The organism is Chryseobacterium sp. MYb7, from assembly GCF_002979455.1.
In the GTDB taxonomy this organism is placed as follows: Bacteria; Bacteroidota; Bacteroidia; order Flavobacteriales; family Weeksellaceae; genus Chryseobacterium.
The window spans coordinates 105,303-125,193 of sequence record NZ_PCOU01000002.1; the positions used below are offsets into that span (position 1 = coordinate 105,303).

Sequence of the window (19,891 nt, forward strand, 5' to 3'; positions counted from 1 at the left end):
TAAAAATAATATGAAAACTATCATGAAATCTGCTGCCGTACTTGTTGCGACAATGACAATCTCCTTGAATGCCTTTGCACAGGACACTAAAAAACCTGCCAGCCCTCCAGCTACTGCTACGGGAAAAATTAAAGATGCAACCATTACCATAGCCTACAGCAGTCCTTCAGTAAAAGGGCGTACCATCTGGGGCGGTTTAGAAGCTTATGATAAAGTTTGGCGTGCGGGAGCCAATGAAGCAACTACTTTTGAAACGGATAAAGACATTACTGTTCAGGGTAAAAAACTTCCTGCAGGTAAATACAGCTTTTTCTTAATCCCTAAACAAAGCGGAACCTGGACTGCCATTTTTAATAAAGAGCCCAAACAATGGGGCGCTTATAAATACGAACAAGCAAAAGATGCTTTACGTGTTGATATAAAAACAAAGACTTTACCAGCTACACAGGAAACTTTAGTGTATAAAATAAACAATAATGGATTTACAATGGATTGGGATAAAATCTCAGTTCCTGTAGAGATCAAATAAATTTGAAGATCAAAAATCAAAATCCCGTATTAACGGGATTTTTTTGTTTACAATTATAAGGTATAACAACTATTGGAGTTGCTAACTTTGTTAGGACACAATTCTTATACTCTTTATCTTTAAGAGTATGAAAAAGATCAGAAAAAATTACAGTTTAGAGTTCAAGATTGGGGCAGTATCTTTAAGTGAGCAGCGAGGCAATGTATCCTCGGTAGCTGAAGAGTTGGGGATCTGTAAAGAAAGTCTAGTTAATTGGCGAAAACTTCACAAAGAAGGAAAACTTAGTAAGGAAAAACAAATATCCTCTGATCCGATAAGGGAAGAGTTATTGAGACTACGCAAGGAACTAGAAGAAACAAAGCTTGAACGTGACATCTTAAAAAAGGCGGTAGGCATCTTCTCCAAGAGAGACGGGTAAGATCTAAATTTATCAAAGAACACGCTGGGGTGTTTCCTGTCGGGAAGATGTGCGAAGTATTAAAGGTAAGCAGGAGCAGTTTTTATTATTGGAAGAAAAGAAAGCCTAGTAAGCGATCTGAAAGAAGAACCATTTTATAAGCAGAAATCTTCAGTATTTATCATTGGAGCCGTGGGAGGTATGGAAGCCCTCGTATTGCCAGAGAACTAGAAGCAAAAGGAATGAGAGCTTCACGTCCTTTAGTGGCTAGATTAATGAGAGAACGCAACCTGAGAAGTATTGTAAAGAAAAAATTAAAAAAAACTACCAACTCATCCCATCGATACCCTGTTGTAAAGAATTATTTGAATCAAAATTTTCAGGTTAAAAACAGTAAAGAGGTCTGGGTGTCTGATATTACGTATATCCGCACAGGTCAGGGTTGTTGTATCTTACTATAGTCATTGATTTGTTTGACAGAAAGGTTATCGGCTGGTCATTAAGTGAGACGATGAAGGCTCAGGACACTAGTATTGCTGCCTTGAAAATGGCAAGACTCCATCGTCCTTTACAGGATCATGGCAGCTTGATTTTCCATTCAGATAGAGGGATACAATATGCGTGTACAGAATTTACGTCAATAGTCGGGAAAAACATTACCCGAAGTATGAGTGGAAAAGGAAATTGCTATGACAATGCCGTAGCGGAGAGTTTTTTCAAGACTCTGAAAACCGAACTTGTTTATCAAAATAAATATGAAACTAGAGAACCATGCCAAAAACTCTGTGTTTGAATATATAGAAACATTTACAACACTCACAGAAGGCATTCAGCTTTAGGGAATTTAACCATAAGAGAGTATCAAAATTTAATGTCTAATCAATCTAAAAATGTAGCATAATGAGTATATAAATTTTGTCTCAAAAATAGTTGCAAGTTCAGCAGAAAACGTATTTGTAAATAAAACAGTGGCTAATAATAGGAAAAATCGGTTCTTCATTGTAATTAATTTTTCGGAGATAGAATTTGACTGATTTTTAAAAGCATTTCTTTGGCATTTGTATTTTCAGGATTTAACTCCAAAGATTTCAGATAATTTTGCTTAGAAAGTGTATATTCTTTATTATTGAAATAGGCTTCTGCTAAGCTATCATAAGGATTAGCTGAGTTTGGGAATTCAGAAACATACAGTTGAAACAGTTTGATGGATGAAATTATGTTTCCGCTTCTCATTAATTTGTAGCCTAAATTATTCAATTCAGATTCATCAGAAAAATTGAAAGAATCAGGCTTGTTTTTCTTTAATTCTTTGTAATAAGCAATTCCGGAATCGATATTTTCAAAACATTTTTTATCGATTTCTCTCCCTATTAATTTTTGTCCAAACGGTTTCAAATCGTCTACCAGATTTTGAACAGCATGGTATAAATTTTCATAAGTATTTTCTCCTCCTTGATTGGTAATCACAGAAATCCCGATGTTATAATCTGGGAAAACCCAAAATAAATTCTGTGTCCCAAAAGCACCACCGTGTTTCCTTGCATTTCGCCCGTTGTGATTTACAGTAACTTCATCCCAAAAATAGGCGTTCCAATAGTTTTTATTATTAAGTAAATCTCTTTGTGATTCCTGAACCAGCTGATTCTTTTTATCCATTTCAAATTTTAAAAATGTGGTTAAATCTGTCAGAGTTGATTTCATATAACCCGAAGCTCCCCAGAGTGAGTATGGTAAAAACGGCATCAAAACCCCGTTTCCGTCATAACCATTTGCAATAGTTTCGTTTGGGTTGATATGAAGTTTTGTGTGAGTTAATTGTAAAGGAATCAGCATGTTTTCTTTCAATAATGTCTCAAAGCTTTTTCCATAAACATTTTCAAGAATATGTGCTGCCAGCTGTAAAGTTCCGTTATTATAATTATAGACTGTCCCTGGCAAAGTCTCCACTTTAATTGCTTTCAAATCTTTGAAAAATTGCTCTTTCGTATACGCTTTTTCCAATTTTTCAACTTTGAAAGCAGTACTATCATTTCTTACTTTCAACAATTCACTTCTGTCTGGTAAATCTTTATTGAAACCGGATTTCAATGAAACCAAATCTTTAATCGTTACAGGTGTTCCATTAAACTGAAGATTCGGATAAGATCCTGTAATGTATTTTCTGATGTCATCATCCAGATTGATCTTTCCGTCCAAAACAGCTTTTGCCATCAATGTTCCTGTAAATAATTTGGTAATGGAAGCGATTTCAAATAATGTATAATTATTGGCTTTATTTCCTTTTCCTTTATCCATTTCACCGTAATGCCTGGTGTACGTTTTCCCGTCTTTCACGATTCCGATAGAGAACGAATTCGCCTTTGTTGCTTTTAAAAATATTTCTGCCTGAGAATCCATTGCAGCAAAAATTTGTTTTTCAGTGATGGTTTTTTGGGCAAAAGCAAAAAATCCGGATATGATTAGGATGATGGTCAGTAGTTTTTTCATTTTTTTAATTTAATTATTTTACTTTGAAGTTTCTTTATCAATTTTCTGTGGAAAAGTATGAATTGACAATAGCAATAAAAAGATAATGTTTAGTTTTTTCATTTAGGTGTTATTAGTTTCTAATTAAGACAACTCAAAAAAAGTATTTGTTACATTGAGAATTATATTGTTTCCTAAGTTTCTTTTTGAATTTCCATAAACATTTGTTTTCGATTTTTAATTTCTATTCTTTGCTTCTTTGAAATTATTGGTGATAAATGTAGTCGTGGAGCTAATTTGAATGGGCTAAAAGTACATTCTGTGAGACGTCCCGGATATGTTATTTCTATAGAGTCTGTTTTTGGACTAAAAGATGAGAGATTAACAATTCGCCACGATTCAGGTACAGGAGCAGAACCTTATATCAATGAAGCTCTTCTTGCTATAAAAAGTGAATACATTTACCGGCTTAAAGAGAGGTTTAGATAGGGTTATGGAATTTTAATCATTGGTTTAACCATTAGATTCAACTCTATATTTCATTGTCGCAGAACTCTTTTAAAATAAAATATTTGAACTTATTATTGAGTTCTATAAATTAATTTAATATGAAATTAAATTAACATGTATTTGGGTCGTGATCAGTATCTATAATTAAAATATTATAAAATATTGTATTGCCTAATATGAAAAAAGATATAAATTTGCCCAAACAAATGAAATTTTATGAAAAATAATTATATCGGCAAAATTGTACTTTTATTAGTCTCAATAAATTCAGCAAATTTCTTAAATGCGCAAGTTGGGGTTGGTACAACTAATCCTAATTCAAATGCTGTATTAGAGCTTTCTTCTACTTCAAAAGGATTACTCTTATCACGTGTGGCACTTACAAATACTACTTCATCTTCACCTCTTTCTGCCCATGAAAAAGGAATGGTTGTATACAATACAGCTGTAATAAATGATGTTGTGGAAGGGATGTATGAAAATGACGGAACAAAATGGAACAGACTATATACCAACCAACCCAATGTAGGAGATGTATATTATAGTTTTGTAGCATCGGATCATCAGGGATGGTATTTATTGGATGGCCGAAATATTACTTCATTACCTGCTGCGGCCCAGACAAATGCAGCTAAAATTGGTATAACAACTTCACTTCCTAATGCGGCAGACAGATATTTAAAACAAAAAGGAGCTTCTGCATTACTAAGTACAGCTGGTACACAAACTACAACACTTTTACAGCAAAACCTACCCAATATTACTTATACAGGGACAACTTCCAGCAATGGTAATCATAGCCACCAATATGTAGATAGAGGTCAAACAACGTGGAATCATGGAACTGGTACTGCAACATTTGCAAACACAGCGCAGCTTACCAATCAAAATACTGGTTCTGCAGGCAATCACTCTCATACTGTACAGGTAAGTTCAGGCGGATCCGGAACAGCTATTGATACCGAACCCAAAAATCTTGCAGCGAATACTTTTATCTATCTAGGCCTTTAAAAAAAACATATTATGAGAAATAAATTATTTTATCTACTACCTGTCTTAATTACAATTAGTATGAGTGGTCAGGTTGGTATAGGAACAAACTCTCCCAGCTTAAATTCTATTTTGGACCTGACTACAACAAATAAAGGAATGCTTTTGATGAGAAACAATCTTACGAATACAGGTTCTCCTGCCCCTTTATCTGCCCATGTAAAAGGAATGATCACCTACAATCTGGCCAATGTTAATGATGTTTCTGAAGGTCTTTATCAGAATAACGGAACAAGCTGGTCTGCTGTTTCCCGTGATTATCCTTATGGTACAATTTCAAATAGTTTTGCCACTGCAGACAATAATGGATGGTATCTGTTAAATGGAAGAGCAGTTTCTTCACTTCCATCCAATATTCAGGCAAGAGCAATCAGCCTTGGGTTTGCAACCAATTTACCTAATGCAGATGACAGAATTATTAAAACTAAGGACACATCGGAAACAGTAGGTGCTTTAAGTGGTAACTCTAGTATCGTTTTATCACAGGCTAATCTGCCAAATGTTGTATTTAACGGCACTACATCCACTGACGGAGCTCACACGCATACTTATACAGATAGAGGAGCAGGTTCTTCTGTTAACAGTGGAACTGGGGCTACCAATCCGATAGCCGATGATACTTCAGCCACATTTAATACAACAACTGATGGTGCACACACTCATACCGTATCATTCAGTTCCGGTGGAACTTCCCAACCAGTTAATATTACGCCAAGTTATTTGGTAACAAATGTTTTTATCTATTTAGGAAATTAGCACATTATGAAAAATATAATTATTACTTTAATTTTAACTACGGCTATTTGGAATGGCAATATTTTGAAAGGTCAGGTAGGCATTGATACACCTAACCCCAATGCCAATGCTTTATTAGAATTAAATTCTACCAATAAAGGTTGGTTACCTCCAAGAATATCTTTGGTTAATACTACAAGTGCATCTCCTCTTTCCCAACATGTTAAAGGAATGATCGTTTATAATACAGTAAGTAATGCATTAGTATCAGAAGGTCTTTATATGAATAACGGAGCCCAATGGTTTCGGTTATCTACTTCAGATATTCCTAAAGGGCACATAAAATATAGTGTGCAGACGGGTGACCACAACGGATGGTATTTATTGAATGGAAGAGCAGTATCTTCCCTTCCAGCTGCTGTACAGGCAACTGCTGTATCTCTAGGCTTTCCTGCAAATATTCCTGATGCTTCAAATAGGTATTTGAAGGCAAAAACGGGTGCCGAAGTTTTGGGAGCATCAGGTGGAAATTCAAGTTTTGTACTTACACAGACTAATTTACCAGCCGTTACCTTCAATGGTACAGCACTTTCAGCCGGTAATCACTCTCATACCTATGTGGACAGAGGGAGTTCTTCAGTAAACGGGGGAGGTGCTGGCAATGATAATGCTGATGACACTTCAGGAACTTTCACTACAAGTACTGCCGGTGCACATACCCATACTTTTACAGTACCTACCGGAGGAACGAATACACCAGTATCTATTGATCCCAAACACCTTAATCTTAATGTTTTTGTTTACTTAGGATCATAAAAAATATATTTATTCGGTTCTTTTGATTTAAATCAAAAGAACCGAATAATGTTATGAAAGTCAAGTGCAATTGATTGAATATCTAATTCAAACTTCTATATTCATTAGGAGTAACACCTGTTCTTTGTTTAAAAAGACGATTAAAGTGCTGTGGATACTTAAATCCCAGCTCGTAAGCAATCTGAGCAATAGATTTATCAACATTGAAAACTCTTTGCTTGGCTACATCAATAATTTTATTCTGAATATATTCCTGTGCTGTTTTTCCCGTTTCTTTGTTGATGAGGTCTCCAAAATAATTTGGAGAAAAATGTAATTCTTCGGCACAGTAGGCTACAGGCAGCTGAATTTAAAGAATTAAGTAATGAGCTGGATGTTATTAAAATAACAGGAGATAGATTACCACCTTTTGTACAACAATTTTCCTATGTGGAAGCACCTTTGAAAAAGAAATAAACTTGATAAGCACAATTAGAAAAATTGAGATCTTTTAATAAAAAATACGTCAGTTTAGTGACGTATTTTGGCTATTTGTGAATAAGACGAGTGTATCTTCAAACACTTTTATCGATGATTTGGTTCGTTTGAGCAAGATTAGGGGGGAATTATAAGGTTATTTTGATCAAGAAACTTTTATTAGAATAAAAATGTTATAAACTCAAAACAATTTAATTTCAAAAATTAAACATAAGCGAACTTGGCTTAGTTTATCTTTAATTGGTTTTATTTGTCTTGTTTCTTTTAATAAGATATTTAGTAAAGACATCACTTTTATAGTAACTCAACAATTTTATTGAGTAGAAAGCTCTTGAGTACAATAAATAACAGTTTTAAATTGTGCTATAACAATAGATTCGCTACAAATTAAGAGAGGGTTTTCTTAGCCATAAAAAGATACCGGAAATAAAAAGAGGAGACCTTTTCGGTCTCCCTTTCCGTATATCTAAAAGCCTATTGCTGGTAGGTTGCTCCCCAGCAGAGCCTACTTCCTCTTGGGCTTTGAGACTAAATTAGTATTTTTTTGTCTTATGTAATTTAAATACGTATAATTTCTGGGCAATATTTCTTCATTTGAGTCCCAAAATTTAGCGGTAACATCAGGCTGAATAGGGATAAGATGTTCCAAAGACTGTAATTTTTCCCAAGGCGTTTTTCCATTCAAAGAAGAGTGTGGTCTTTTCTTATTGTAAAACTCCTGCCATTCAATAGCTAAAGTATTTAAATTGAGATCTGGATCAGATAAATCCACTAGTGACCAGAGTTCAGATTTGTCAGTCTGTTGGGTTCTTTCTACTTTACCATTTAAATGAGGGGATCTGGGCTTGATGGGTCTGTATTTGATAAAATGTTCATGCAGCTCATATTGGAAGGAGTAATTAAAAAATTCCGTACCCCAATCGGTTTGAATATGCTGTATAGGAAAATAGAATGTATCCAAAATTTCACCTAAAAAATGTATCGTACTTTCTGCTTTTTTATTAGGGTAAACTCTAATAACTTTCATTCTTGTGCAGTCATCAATAGCTGTAAATTGATAAGCCTTACTCCTGATTTTAGTAACATCCAGCTGAACTCTATCCCCTGGAACTTCTTTGCTGTATCTTTTGTAATCAGATTTTTTACGTCTTTTTACTACAGGATTAACTTTGTGTTTAAAGAGTACCCGCCAAACAGTCATTGCAGATAATGAAGTTCCCGTTCTGAGTAGATGGGTTGAGATTCTTGCAGCTCCCCATCTTTTTTTCTCTCTTAAATCGAGGATAATAGATTCAGTTTCTTTTGTAACCTTAGTATTGGTAAGGGTTTTAGGACGTCTTGACTTATCTGACAGTCCTTGTTCTCCTTCTTCTTTATACCTTTTTATCCATCGGTGAAGTGTTGATCTTGCAATTCCACAACGTAAAGCCGTTTTCGTTACAGATCCCGATTCTAAATAGATTTTAAGCCAATCTTTGCGAGCCTTGACTTGCTGTTGCTGTTTATTCATGGATAAAGGTTTTAAACTTTACACCATAAATTTAAGTCATTTTTGTAGCGGATCTATTGATACTTTACATTTAAATAAAATCATAATGATCTAATTTTATTACAAAGTAATGTTCAATTGTTTTTTGAGCTTTTTTACACATGGATAAAAGATCATTTCCTGATGTGTTGTCGAAACTAAAGTCATCATGGGTTTTCACGATATATTCGGTTACTATTTCAATATTCATTAAATCGATGTCCGCTACATCGGTTTTCAACCTATGTTCTTCTTTGAAGAAAGGAATTTTACGGAAAATAGAATCGTTAAACCGAAAGAGATGTAATGTTTTCATTGGAAAAATATTTAATAAAAATGAAAAATTTAGGTTGAAGTTTATTAAGAAAGCTTATCTTTAATTCTTCTGTTGATCCTTCTTTTGGATAAAGTACGTTCTGATGGTAGTGCGTACATGCCACCTGAAAGCATATATAATAAGTTGTTCCAAAAGTTATTTTTTTTATAGAATTCATGACTGTAGTTAGTTAATACTTTTAAGTATTCATGTTCGTATTCCTTTGCTTCCTGTAATGTGTAGTTTTTCGGAATATCTTTAATAATATCCATAGCAGTTTGGTTAAAGATTTTTGGTGAGTGTTTTTCTATAAAGTCCAATTCAAGCCTGCACATCCCGATAAGTGGGATGAGTAAAGAAAAAATTTCATCATAAAAATTGCAAATAGTGGCCTTCCATGATAATCTTTCTTCTTCCGGTAAAACCTGAACAGCCAATTGGGTGATTTTTTTATGGCTCACTTCCAGTTCATCTGTATAGACTTTGTTTTGCTGCCAGAATATGGGTGAATTGATTGTATTTTTTTTAATAATATTCTCAAGTATAAATTCAAACTGCATTCTAATATTTTTGATATTCTCGCTCATGTCTTCTAAAACAGACTGCCACAAATTATGTTGGCTTAAGCTACAGTACGTGCTGAATACTAATCTTGATTTGTTAGTAAGCTGCTGTAATTCTTTTAACATTCTAAGAACCTCTGTTGCATCCCTTTCCAGGGTGATATTGGCATTCCTGATATAGAATAAAGCAACAAACTGTGAGTAATAGGCTCTTCTTGTAATGTTTTTTTTATTTCGGAATCCTAATCTCTTCTTGGGATGTTTAGTTAACTTTTTCATTAGAGTTTTATTGTAAATCATTTTTTGTATTCCTTTTTTCAAAATACTTTTTTTGCATAATAAGTGAAATAAGGTATTGTCTTAAGTCCTTGATTGTGATATCTTTTTCTGTAAAAGAAAAAAATAGCGGTGTTTCGTCTAAAAGCTCATACAATTCAGGGTAATTTTTCTGAATTTCAAGCGTCTTTTTAAAAATCCTCTTTGTTAAAATGGATGTGATTTCTACTTTATTCATAGCCGCTTTTTATTATGGTTAATATCATTTTAAAACGTTTATTTCCTTTTATGGAATTAGGCTGATGAGCAGGAATGATAATACATTCGCCTTCTTCCACAAAATAAGAAGCTCCATCTATGATGATTTCCGCCTTACCTTCGATAATCTGTATAACAGTGTCAAAAGGGGATATTTTCTCGGGAAGTCCTTCCTTTTCATCAAAAGCCAGGACATTGATAGTACCTGTTAATTTCCCCAGTATGGTTCTGCTGATTACAGAATTTGAGATATATTCTACCATCTTGCTGATAACATATATTTTGGATTTCTCAAGTTCTTTATGATTCATCACAGTCTGTTTATGGGTAAGGAGTCGGTATGTTGTAAACAAAAGGGATGAAATGTCTGATTTTTCATCCCTTTTTTCAGTTAAAATTTTTTTAACATATATTCACTGTATTGGTGAAAAGTTTATGAAAGATTGATTTCTTTTAAAATATTAAGAACCTCTTCACGGTTTTTTCTTAGTCTGTTTTCAATTCTTTCAAGCATTTCTTTTTCTTTACCTTCTTCAAGTTTCAGATCATAATCTGTTAATGTTGAAAATTTTTCTTTTAATTGTTTTGACTGTTCAATCCAGTCTCCAGGAGTTTTGAAAAATTTGTCGCCTTTGTTGTGGTTTGTGTCCATAAGGTGGATTTTAGAGTAACTTCATTGCTACAGTACAAAGTTGGGCGTTTAATAATCTATTGTATTACATATTGTTTCTTTTATGTTGCACATATCACACTTTTACAAAATTGCCGCTTGTTTTGTGTATCTGAAATCCAGGTTTTTCATAAAAGCACTGGTTTGATCACTCTGATGAAGTAATGGAAGTTATTAAGCCTAGGAAATGATTACAAACTTAAAATACTAATATATAATTCAAATAAGTGATTGATTATTCGTATATTGCTGAATAACTACATTGAACTGATAATCCGGACTCTAGGTTCGCGTATATTCTCTTCTTTTCATTATTCAATATTTTCGGGTATATTTTCATCTCTAGTCTGTTTCAAACCATTAATAAGACTGTTTTGAAAAGAGAATATAACTATTGGTTTTCTCCAAAGTACACTTCACTTGTAAAATTATTAATGCTTTTATGTATATAAAAAAATATTTAAGAATGTGGACGTTTTTGATTCCTATTCTGGCGTGGCTCTCTTATATTGGAAATACTGTTTTTTCTTCAGGGTATTACTCTGTGATTCTTACTTTATTTTTGATAGGAAGTGTTTTGGCTGCAGTGTATCATTCTGAAGTCATTGCCCATCGTTTGGGGGAACCATTTGGAACTTTACTTCTGGCATTTGCCATTACGGTCATAGAAGTAGGGCTTATTATTTCTATCATGATGGGAGCGAAAGGGTTGGAAACTATTACTCTCGCCAGAGATACGGTTTTTGCTGCAGTAATGATCATCCTTACCGGAATCATCGGAAGCTGTATTGTAATAGGCTCTTTAAGATATAGAGAACAAAGCTTTACACTACAGGGGGTAAGTACTGCACTAATTACGCTTACCTCAGTTATTATTTTTGTGCTTATCTTGCCCAATTATACAGTAAGCCATCTCGGAGGGGAATATACTTCCTTTCAGTTGCTTTTTATTGCTTTGATTTCTTTGGGTCTTTACCTCGGCTTTACCATGATCCAAACACTTAGGCACCGAAGTTTTTTCATTTCCCCACAAAACAAGCTATCCGAAAATCAGCCTTTACAAATTAGTCATGAACTGATTTCCCGAAAACAATTGTATATCAGTTGTATATTGTTAATATTATCCCTGGGGATAGTTGTCTTATTGGCAAAGCTCCTTTCAAAAGATGTTGAGCATATAGTGGTTTCAGCGGGCGCTCCAAGGTCTCTGGTAGGTATCATTATTGCCGGTATTGTCCTACTTCCGGAAGGCCTGGCTGCATTCAGAGCTGCAAAAAATGATCAGATTCAGACCTCATTAAATCTGGCTTTTGGTTCTGCTTTGGCAAGTATCGGATTGAGCATTCCTGCCATAGCCATTATATCTGTAATAACCGGTATAAGAATGTCATTAGGAATAGATATCAAATCAACAATACTTTTAGGACTATCACTTTTTATTATTACAGTCTCACTGGCAACAGGCAGAACCAATATCATGCAGGGAATTGTACTGATTGCTATTTTTTTAATTTACCTTTTTATTACGATAGTTCCATAAACTGCTGTTTATTAGAAAGGTATAAAAATGTCGTAATCAAGGGTTGTTATTTAGGAAAACAGAGCCTTGCCATGAGATAGCTTACTGTGGATTCCGCACCCTGATTGAGATTGACATTTTTCTCTTCAAGACCGTCATAACATCCACCCGTTGCAGGGTTGTAAATAATCTGATGTAAATAATTTTTTCCTAAAAACCAGCTAAAAGCATTTCTCATCATCTGCAAATATTTTTCATCCTTTAAAACCTTGTAGAATGTAGATAAGGCTAGTATAGTATACGCAACATCAATAGGCTGCTCACCACCAATTGATTCAGGACTTTTAATCGTTTCTTTGTGCAACCATCCTTTATTGGATATTACTTTGATGCCTCCCTTAATAAATATTTTAGAAAGCAGAAATTTGAATGATTCATTGGCGACCTGCTTATACATTTCGTCTTGGGTCGTAATCCATGCACACAATAAAGCTTCAGGGATTACACTGTTTCCATAGGTCAGATAATTCTCAAACCAATGCCAATCGTCTTTTGCTTCGTGTTGATACATTTTCACTAGACGATTCGCTAATTCTTTTAATAAGGGAAGATTTTTTTCTGAGTTTTGATAATGCAATCCTTTAATAATAAAAGCCATTGCTCTTGTAGAATGGATTTTTTCTGCCCAGACAAGATTTTTCTGAATGATTTCCTCCGCATTCTCAGACAATTTCTGTGGCAAAATTTCTTTTAATGAAATTAAATAACCTAAAGCCCAGATTGCTCTTCCGTTGGAGTCGTCGAGATTAGTTTCATAGTTTTGATTAGTGAATTGTTTTTGTTCATTTACATAGTTTAGGAAACTCCCGTCATTATGCTGGCAAAATTTAATAAAGTTTAAATAAATTGAAATCAATTGCAGATCTGCTTTGTCTTTACTGATTTGAAAATGCTTGCAAATAGCAATCATCGCCCGCGCATTATCATCCAGCGTATATCCTGAATTAATATCCGGTCTACTGATCTTTGAAAACTGAATCATCCCGAAATCTGTTGTCATATTTTGAATATGCCCAAGATTGATTTCCGGTAGAGTATAATTGAGTTCTGTTCTATTATTTCTGAATTTTTGAAATAATAAAGCGTGTAAAATAGATGAATTTTCCCAAGCTGTCGGAGCCATTTTTTCCAATGCTTTCTGACGTAGCTCCTCTCGTTTGCTTTCATTTTCTAATAAGGTATTTACAGCGACAGACAACTGATTTGGAGCTTCAAAATCAATAATAATTCCGGTATCTTCCTTTAAAACTTCCAGAGCGTGTGGAATTGGAGTGGAAACAATAGCGCATCCGCAGCTGATTGCATAGGAAAATGTTCCGCTCACTGCCTGGTTTCTGTCTTTTGACGTGAAAAGATAAACGTCGGTAAGCTGAAGATATTCTAGTAATTCCGGGAGTGGCAGATAATCATTGATAAAGCGGATGTTGTTTTCCAAATGAAGTTTACAAGTGAGATCTTCCAAAAAATCACGATATTTTTCGCCTTCGTGCCTTACTATTGCAGGATGTGTTTTGCCAAGAATTAAAAAAATTACATCAAGATTTTTAGCAACAATTTCCGGTAAGGCTTTCAGTGTCGTTTCAATATTTTTTCCGGAACCTAATAATCCGAAAGTTGAAAGAACCTTTTTGTTTTTAAGATTATACTTTTCTTTCAACGCAATTTTATCTGTGAATGGCAAAAGGTGTGTTCCATGGGGTATTACCGTAATTTTATCGAAAGGAATTTCATAATCATTCGAAAGAATTTCCGCAGAAATACTAGTCATTACGACAAGAGATTTTGCAAAATCGGCAATTTCTTTCACCTTTTCCTTTAGCTCTTTATCCGGTTTTGGCAAAACAGTGTGAAAAGTTATGATAACATCTTTTTTTAAGTTCTTGAGAAAAAGATACAAACCATTTCGGGTTTCATTAAAAAAGCCGAATTCGTGCTGAAGCATCACCAACTCAACTGTATCGTTTTTATTGATCTTTGCAGCCAATTCCAAATAAGAAACAGCATCTGAGATATTTAATTTATACTCGGTATATTCATTATATTCATAGTTTTCCTCTTCTGTTTCTATCGGGCAAATTATCGTATTGAAAGATTCTCCGAATTTCGAACGAAGAGATTTTATAAGATCCTGTGTATAAGTAGCAATTCCGCATACTTTTGGAGGAAAAGTGCTTACAAAGACAATGTTGGTTATATTATTGGTTTTGTGCTTTTTGTCATTATAAGATTGTCTAATTGCTTTATCCTCCACGTCTGAATTGATATTTTTATTCATAATTTACTTTAATTTTAATCGGATAATTCTTAATGGATTATCTTTATACCGCGTACATCATCAACTCTTTCAATAATTTTGAAATACTAACTGATGCAACAGCTATCCTTTCGTCGGCAGCTCCATAATAGATATGCAGTCTGTCATTTTCTACAATGGTTCCTGTCGGGAAACATACATTGTTAACTTCACCCTTCAGTTCCCATTCTTCTTCGGGTTTGAAAAGCGGATAAGGAAGTCGGGAAATTTCTTTTTCCGGATTTTCAAGGTCCAATAAAGCTGCACAGGCGTTGTAAACATAACCGTTAACGGTATCATAAACACCGTGATAAATCATCAGCCAGCCATATTCTGTTTCTATTGGTGGACAACCTCCTCCGATATAACTTGATTCGTGATCGTATTTAGGTGATAAAAGAATATGGTCTTTCAAATGTGAAAAGTAATCCTGCCAGAAATCAGAATTCAGATCTTCTATATTTTTTATGCTGACAATCTGAATTTCAGGTCTTATCCTGTGAAGGAAATAAAATTTATCGTTTATTTTTCTGGGGAAGAAAATAAGATTTTTATCCCATAAAAAAATAGGATCAATGTCAGTATGACTAATTTGAAATTCATTGTATCTTCTATATTTATCAGGTATTAAACCCTCTGATTCTGATAAAAGCTTAAACTCTTCATAAGAAATTTTAGGAACAATGATTCCTTCATTTTTCCAGAGTTTAAAGTCTTTTGAAGTCGTTAATGTTCCTAAAGCATTGATGCCGTCATAACTGGTGTAAGTAAGATAAAATAAATCATCTATTTTTACAATTCGAGGATCTTCCACACCGTGTTTTTCGTACTCAAATTCAGGGACTATGATGGGTGAATCTGACCGTTTTTCTACCGTAAGGGGATCTGACAATACACAATGCCCGACAGTTGAAAAATTACCCTTAGCCACGGCACGGTAAAACAAATGTATTTTTCCGTTTACTTTAATAACGGCAGGATTTAGAACGCCTTTGTTCTCAAAATTCAAGTTGGTTTTCCTGAGTATAATTCCTTCTTTTTTTATTTCTACCATTTAGGTTGTTGCGTTGCGACTTTCATTTTCTTTTTCTTTCCTTTTATTTTGTTTGTCTTCCCGCTTCTCTTTTAATGATTTTGCCGCAGGTGTTTTATCTGTTTTTTTCTTTGTATCCTTTTCTTTTGACATTTTAAAAAAAATTTATTATATGTAAAGGTCATCTATTAAAAAAAGAAAGGGTTGTAATAGTCTTTCAATTTGTTACATAAATCATAGTTATTAAAATTTAAAAGACTAACTTTGAAAGAGTGGCTGTCAACATATAGATTGACAAACTCGAAATACGGTAAGGATTATGAAGTTATATATAAAATATATGGTAAGCCTGCGCTGCAAAATGGTGGTTCATCAGGAGCTTGAAAAACTGAATATCAGGAATGCCGTAGTAGATTTAGGACTTGTAGAAATATTGGATGATATTACGGATGAACAGCAAAAGTTGTTAAAAGAAAATCTCCTTAAAACCGGACTTGAATTACTGGATGATAAAAAAAGCATTCTGATCGAAAAAATAAAAAATGCAGTCACAGAAATGATCCATTATTCCGAATCTCTTCCTAAAGAAAATTTCTCAGATTATATAAGTGAAAAGCTTGGTTATGATTACACTTACCTTGCCAATACATTTTCCGAAGTGAAAGGGATGACTTTACAGCATTTCATCATTATCAATAAAGTAGAAAGGGTAAAAGAGCTCCTTTTGTATGATGAACTCAATCTTACTGAAATCTCTTATAAACTCAATTACAGCAGTGTTGCACATCTTTCCAACCAGTTTAAAAAAATAACCGGACTTTCTCCTTCTTTCTATAAGCAACTGAAGCAAAAACGGCTGAAAAATTTAGAAGACTTATAAAAAGTATGATATATGCAAATCTACTTTAGAAATGTATAACAGGATAAGATTAAAATAGATCATCTTTGGATTGTAATAATTCTGTTACATATAAATTCGAATTATGAATACAAGTCACAATAAAGCTAATGAGGCTTTTAAAATTACAGGAGATTGGAAAGAACAATCGAAACAATTAAAAGAAAAATTTTCACAGCTTAAAGATTCAGATTTAGTGCTTGAAAAAGGAAAAGAAAATGAATTGCTGGGAAGATTAGAAAATAAACTAAGCAAAAGCCGTGAAGAGGTTATTAAGATTCTTAATAATACTCAACTTTCATAATGAGCATATTAAATCCTGAGAAATAGTACATATGTTTTGATGGATTTAATAGAAAAAGGGGCAGGTGCTTTTAAAGCCCCTGTCCTTTTTTATTTGAAAATACCCTACAATTTTATGCTCCATTTAAATAAAAAAATATGAGACCAACGGATAATTTGCAGAATCTTACAAGAAAGATTTTTAAAGTGACGGGTAAAATTCAGTCTTCACATCCAGAATTATATTTCCTGTTGAATGAAACGCCTCTGTTTATGTCTATAAATCAGGAAGATATTACGGTTCAGGATATAATGCAATATCTTTCGTCTATTAGAATGCAGCTTGTTACCTTCGAGAAAGAAAAAATAAAAAAATGAAAACAATTATATTATATAAATTTAAAAACTCTGTCACGCAGAAAATGCCTCTTCTGAAAGAAAAAAGTCTGCTTAGTTCACTTAATGATCTGATGGCAATTGATCTTCTGGATACAGAAATAATAACGGAATATACAATTGATGTTCCTGACGATTTTAACTTTGAATACCACACCGATGAAGAATTGTTAGAATTATGCAGGACTTCTAAAAGTTTTATTGATTATCATTTTGTAACAACTTTGAACGACTATAATGTTATCTGATTTTACCCACCAAAGTTTTCAATCATCAGATAATTAAAATATATGAAAAAAAAGATCTATCTTTTAGGCTGGACGATAATTGTTCCTATATTGGCTTGGATAGCCTATTTGCTACATTATTCGCTAACGGGACATTTATATTCTTTAGTCCTTACATTCTTTCTTGTAGGAGCCGTTTTAGCAGCGGTTTATCATTCGGAAATCATTGCTTATCGGGTAGGTGAGCCTTATGGAACTTTACTTTTGGCTTTTGCGATAACCGTGATAGAAGTTTCTCTTATTATTTCTATAATGCTGAGTGCAAAAGGGTTGGAAACAATCAACCTTGCAAGAGATACGGTCTTTGCTGCTGTGATGATTATTCTTACAGGGATTATTGGTATTTGTATTGTTGTTGGATCAATCCGTTATAAACAACAGGTTTTTACGCTGCAGGGTGTGAGTACTGCTATGATTACACTTGTTGTGATTGTTGTATTTATTCTTATTTTACCCAATTACACGACAAGTCACAGTGAAGGAGAATATACGTCTTTGCAGCTTATCTTTATATCTCTTATCTGTCTATTACTGTATATAGGTTTTACAATGGTTCAGACGATTAGACACTGTGCTTTTTTCATTGCGCCTATTCCTAAAAATAGTGATGATGAGAATGAAGAGAATGAGATCCTTCCTGAAAAGCCCACTCGAAAGATGATGTTTTACAGCATTATATTTTTGATTTTATGTCTTGGAATTGTCGTTCTCTTAGCTAAATATCTTTCAAAAGATGTTGATAATCTTGTATTCAAAGTCGGAGCTCCCAAATCTATCGTTGGAATTATTATAGCCGGAATTGTTTTATTACCGGAAGGAGTTGCCGCAATCCGTGCTGCATATAATAATCGTCTACAAACGAGCCTTAATTTGGCTTTTGGATCTGCATTGGCAAGTATTGGTCTCAGTATTCCGGCTGTAGCTGTGTCTTCAGTGATAGGTGATTTCAGGATGACATTAGGTGTAGATTTAAAATCGATGCTTTTGTTAGGATTATCTTTATTTATCATTACGATTTCGCTGGCAACAGGACGTACCAATATTATGCAGGGATTAGTTTTGATTTCGATTTTTCTCCTTTATCTTTTTACGACACTTGTTCCTTAAGAATTTTGATAACTATATTTTTTGATGTGTCAAATAAAAAAAATGCAAGTGGTTATTATTTTAAAATCAATGCAGTTATCAGCATACAAATATTTATTTCTATTCTAAAGTAAAAGCGCGATCTGATTATTCATTATATGCCAAACTAAGAAATATCAAAATGGCGCCAACTAAAGATAGTTGGCGCCATTTGGCTGTTTGTGACCTCTAGGAGCGTATCTTCAAACACTTTTATAGATGATTTGGTTAGGTTGGGCCAAATTACACAAGAATTACAAAAGTTTAATTTTATAGTATACTAAATTTCTTGCAATTTTAGTTTCAGACATTTGAAGTGAGCAATATGTTTATGAATTTTCCATTTGTTTGATGTTATTTTTCCAGGTTAAAAAAAGATTGATCGTTTTGATCAGCTTAAATATTAGGATGAAAGCAAGGAAGGATAATAGTATGGTATAAACTGAATAGTTTTTGAAAAAGATGACTTGAATAGCAAGAACGATAACATTGATTGATACAAAGACCAAAGTAATTTTTTTGTGAGACAGACCCAATTGTAAAAGATGATGATGGATGTGTGTTTTATCTGCTTTGAAGGCAGATTTTCCTCTTAAAATTCTATCAGTATATACTCTTACAGAATCTATCACCGGGATGGTAAATACAAACAGAATGAAGAAGATACCATAAGGGAAATGAGCTGTATTGTGATCAAACTTCGTAATGTAAATACCTAGGCAAATTAATAGATATCCTAAAAATAATGCCCCGGAGTTCCCTAAAAATATTTTGTTTTTTTGTGAAAAATTGTACTTGAGAAAAGCCAGGATACTGCCAATGAACAAAATGCCAATTCTTGCAAGGCTAATTTTGCCTTCTATAAGTGTGATAATGAAAAAAACACTAAAACCTATTCCTGCAACGCTTCCTGCTAATCCGTCTATTCCATCAATCAGATTAAAGGAGTTCACTGCAGTGGTAATAACTAAAATGGTAAGAATGTATTGCAGGTAAATGCTGATTTCATAAACTCCGAACAGTCCGTACAAAGAAGATATTCTGATTCCGGATGTTGCTATTATTACACTCACACAAAGTTGTATCCCCAGCTTATAGATTGCCTTGATGTCCGTTTTATCATCTAAAGTTCCTACCAAAAGCATAATGTATGATGTGATGATGATGGGAAGTATCTCTTTCAGGCTGGTATTGATGGTAACACCCATTAGCAAAATTACAACAATGCCTATGACTAAGCCTCCAATTAAAGGAATTGCCGTGTGATGAATCTTTCTTGAATTGGGAACATCTACTAATTTAAGTTTTTGGGCAGCAGTTCTCATCAGCGGAATGATACACATGGATAAAATGAAGGCAAGAATTCCCAGTATGGATAGTTCTATTAAATTTTTCATGGCGTTTGGT

The 19,891-nt window shown here is 33.8% G+C and carries 22 protein-coding genes and 2 pseudogenes; 12 read left to right on the forward strand and 12 right to left on the reverse strand.

The genetic code is table 11. The features are described 5' to 3' along the window. Window positions 1-10: 10 nt before the first annotated feature. Window positions 11-529: a DUF2911 domain-containing protein gene (locus tag CQ046_RS02405; protein WP_105700738.1), complete on the forward strand. Its 519-nt coding sequence runs from the start codon at window positions 11-13 to the stop codon at window positions 527-529. A 127-nt stretch (window positions 530-656) separates the two neighbouring features. Beyond that, window positions 657-1,827 (forward strand): annotated as a pseudogene (locus CQ046_RS24025) (IS3 family transposase). Window positions 1,828-1,931: 104 nt separating this feature from the next. Here CQ046_RS24025 and CQ046_RS02425 read toward each other — a convergent pair. Beyond that, window positions 1,932-3,413, reverse strand: coding sequence for a serine hydrolase (locus CQ046_RS02425; protein ID WP_105700742.1), 1,482 nt, complete (start codon window positions 3,411-3,413; stop codon window positions 1,932-1,934). Window positions 3,414-3,713: 300 nt separating this feature from the next. Between CQ046_RS02425 and CQ046_RS02430 the strand changes: the two genes are divergently transcribed. From CQ046_RS02430 to CQ046_RS02445, 4 genes are all read left to right on the forward strand, one after another. Next, window positions 3,714-3,881, forward strand: a complete 168-nt coding sequence (locus tag CQ046_RS02430) for a hypothetical protein (protein WP_262498041.1) — start codon at window positions 3,714-3,716, stop codon at window positions 3,879-3,881. 237 nt (window positions 3,882-4,118) lie between these two features. Next, window positions 4,119-4,913 (forward strand): hypothetical protein, encoded by a 795-nt coding sequence (locus CQ046_RS02435; protein WP_105700743.1) that lies wholly within the window; start codon window positions 4,119-4,121, stop codon window positions 4,911-4,913. Between the two features lie 12 nt (window positions 4,914-4,925). Next, window positions 4,926-5,708, forward strand: coding sequence for a hypothetical protein (locus tag CQ046_RS02440; RefSeq protein ID WP_123906560.1), 783 nt, complete (start codon window positions 4,926-4,928; stop codon window positions 5,706-5,708). A 6-nt stretch (window positions 5,709-5,714) separates the two neighbouring features. Continuing rightward, window positions 5,715-6,503, forward strand: a complete 789-nt coding sequence (locus tag CQ046_RS02445; protein WP_105700745.1) for a hypothetical protein — start codon at window positions 5,715-5,717, stop codon at window positions 6,501-6,503. 82 nt (window positions 6,504-6,585) lie between these two features. Here CQ046_RS02445 and CQ046_RS02450 read toward each other — a convergent pair. The 7 genes and pseudogenes from CQ046_RS02450 to CQ046_RS02480 all read right to left on the reverse strand — a co-directional run. Further along, window positions 6,586-6,840 (reverse strand): annotated as a pseudogene (locus CQ046_RS02450) (helix-turn-helix domain-containing protein); the annotation flags it as partial. A gap of 645 nt (window positions 6,841-7,485) precedes the next feature. Continuing rightward, window positions 7,486-8,490: an IS481 family transposase gene (locus tag CQ046_RS02455; protein ID WP_105700746.1), complete on the reverse strand. Its 1,005-nt coding sequence runs from the start codon at window positions 8,488-8,490 to the stop codon at window positions 7,486-7,488. Between the two features lie 70 nt (window positions 8,491-8,560). Beyond that, on the reverse strand, window positions 8,561-8,824 hold the full coding sequence (locus CQ046_RS02460; RefSeq protein WP_105700747.1) for a heme oxygenase: 264 nt from the start codon (window positions 8,822-8,824) through the stop codon (window positions 8,561-8,563). Window positions 8,825-8,868: 44 nt separating this feature from the next. Beyond that, window positions 8,869-9,666, reverse strand: a complete 798-nt coding sequence (locus CQ046_RS02465) for a hypothetical protein (protein ID WP_123906561.1) — start codon at window positions 9,664-9,666, stop codon at window positions 8,869-8,871. Between the two features lie 7 nt (window positions 9,667-9,673). Next, window positions 9,674-9,901, reverse strand: a complete 228-nt coding sequence (locus CQ046_RS02470) for a hypothetical protein (RefSeq protein WP_105700749.1) — start codon at window positions 9,899-9,901, stop codon at window positions 9,674-9,676. Then, entirely contained in the window at window positions 9,894-10,232 is a 339-nt protein-coding gene (locus CQ046_RS02475) for a cupin domain-containing protein (protein WP_105700750.1), read from the reverse strand. Before CQ046_RS02475 ends, CQ046_RS02470 begins: the two co-directional genes overlap by 8 nt. Window positions 10,233-10,354: 122 nt before the next feature. Next, a complete protein-coding gene (locus CQ046_RS02480; RefSeq protein ID WP_105700751.1) occupies window positions 10,355-10,573 on the reverse strand; it encodes a hypothetical protein in 219 nt (72 codons plus the stop codon). 460 nt (window positions 10,574-11,033) lie between these two features. Between CQ046_RS02480 and CQ046_RS02485 the strand changes: the two genes are divergently transcribed. Beyond that, window positions 11,034-12,131 (forward strand): calcium:proton antiporter, encoded by a 1,098-nt coding sequence (locus CQ046_RS02485; protein ID WP_105700752.1) that lies wholly within the window; start codon window positions 11,034-11,036, stop codon window positions 12,129-12,131. 46 nt (window positions 12,132-12,177) lie between these two features. On the opposite strand, the gene CQ046_RS02490 is transcribed toward CQ046_RS02485, so the two are convergent. Genes CQ046_RS02490 through CQ046_RS23955 form a run of 3 tightly spaced genes read right to left on the reverse strand, consistent with a single transcriptional unit; the run spans window position 12,178 to window position 15,649 of the window. Then, window positions 12,178-14,445 (reverse strand): glycosyltransferase, encoded by a 2,268-nt coding sequence (locus CQ046_RS02490; protein ID WP_105700753.1) that lies wholly within the window; start codon window positions 14,443-14,445, stop codon window positions 12,178-12,180. A gap of 43 nt (window positions 14,446-14,488) precedes the next feature. After that, window positions 14,489-15,517 (reverse strand): pesticidal protein Cry7Aa, encoded by a 1,029-nt coding sequence (locus CQ046_RS02495; RefSeq protein ID WP_105700754.1) that lies wholly within the window; start codon window positions 15,515-15,517, stop codon window positions 14,489-14,491. Beyond that, window positions 15,518-15,649, reverse strand: coding sequence for a hypothetical protein (locus tag CQ046_RS23955; protein ID WP_262484053.1), 132 nt, complete (start codon window positions 15,647-15,649; stop codon window positions 15,518-15,520). A 166-nt stretch (window positions 15,650-15,815) separates the two neighbouring features. Here CQ046_RS23955 and CQ046_RS02500 point away from each other — a divergent pair, with 166 nt between their 5' ends. The 5 genes from CQ046_RS02500 (at window position 15,816) to CQ046_RS02520 (ending at window position 18,466) form a co-directional block, all read left to right on the forward strand. Then, entirely contained in the window at window positions 15,816-16,376 is a 561-nt protein-coding gene (locus CQ046_RS02500) for a helix-turn-helix domain-containing protein (protein ID WP_228406856.1), read from the forward strand. Between the two features lie 103 nt (window positions 16,377-16,479). Next, complete coding sequence (locus CQ046_RS02505; RefSeq protein WP_105700755.1) at window positions 16,480-16,698, forward strand: hypothetical protein; 219 nt, start codon at window positions 16,480-16,482, stop codon at window positions 16,696-16,698. Window positions 16,699-16,835: 137 nt separating this feature from the next. Next, the gene (locus tag CQ046_RS02510; protein ID WP_105700756.1) at window positions 16,836-17,054 is read left to right on the forward strand and encodes a hypothetical protein; all 219 of its coding nucleotides are present in this window, start codon (window positions 16,836-16,838) and stop codon (window positions 17,052-17,054) included. Next, complete coding sequence (locus tag CQ046_RS02515; protein ID WP_105700757.1) at window positions 17,051-17,320, forward strand: heme oxygenase; 270 nt, start codon at window positions 17,051-17,053, stop codon at window positions 17,318-17,320. Before CQ046_RS02510 ends, CQ046_RS02515 begins: the two co-directional genes overlap by 4 nt. Window positions 17,321-17,362: 42 nt before the next feature. Then, on the forward strand, window positions 17,363-18,466 hold the full coding sequence (locus CQ046_RS02520) for a calcium:proton antiporter (RefSeq protein ID WP_105700758.1): 1,104 nt from the start codon (window positions 17,363-17,365) through the stop codon (window positions 18,464-18,466). 347 nt (window positions 18,467-18,813) lie between these two features. On the opposite strand, the gene CQ046_RS02525 is transcribed toward CQ046_RS02520, so the two are convergent. After that, the gene (locus CQ046_RS02525; protein ID WP_105700759.1) at window positions 18,814-19,881 is read right to left on the reverse strand and encodes a glycosyltransferase family 4 protein; all 1,068 of its coding nucleotides are present in this window, start codon (window positions 19,879-19,881) and stop codon (window positions 18,814-18,816) included. Window positions 19,882-19,891 lie beyond the last annotated feature (10 nt).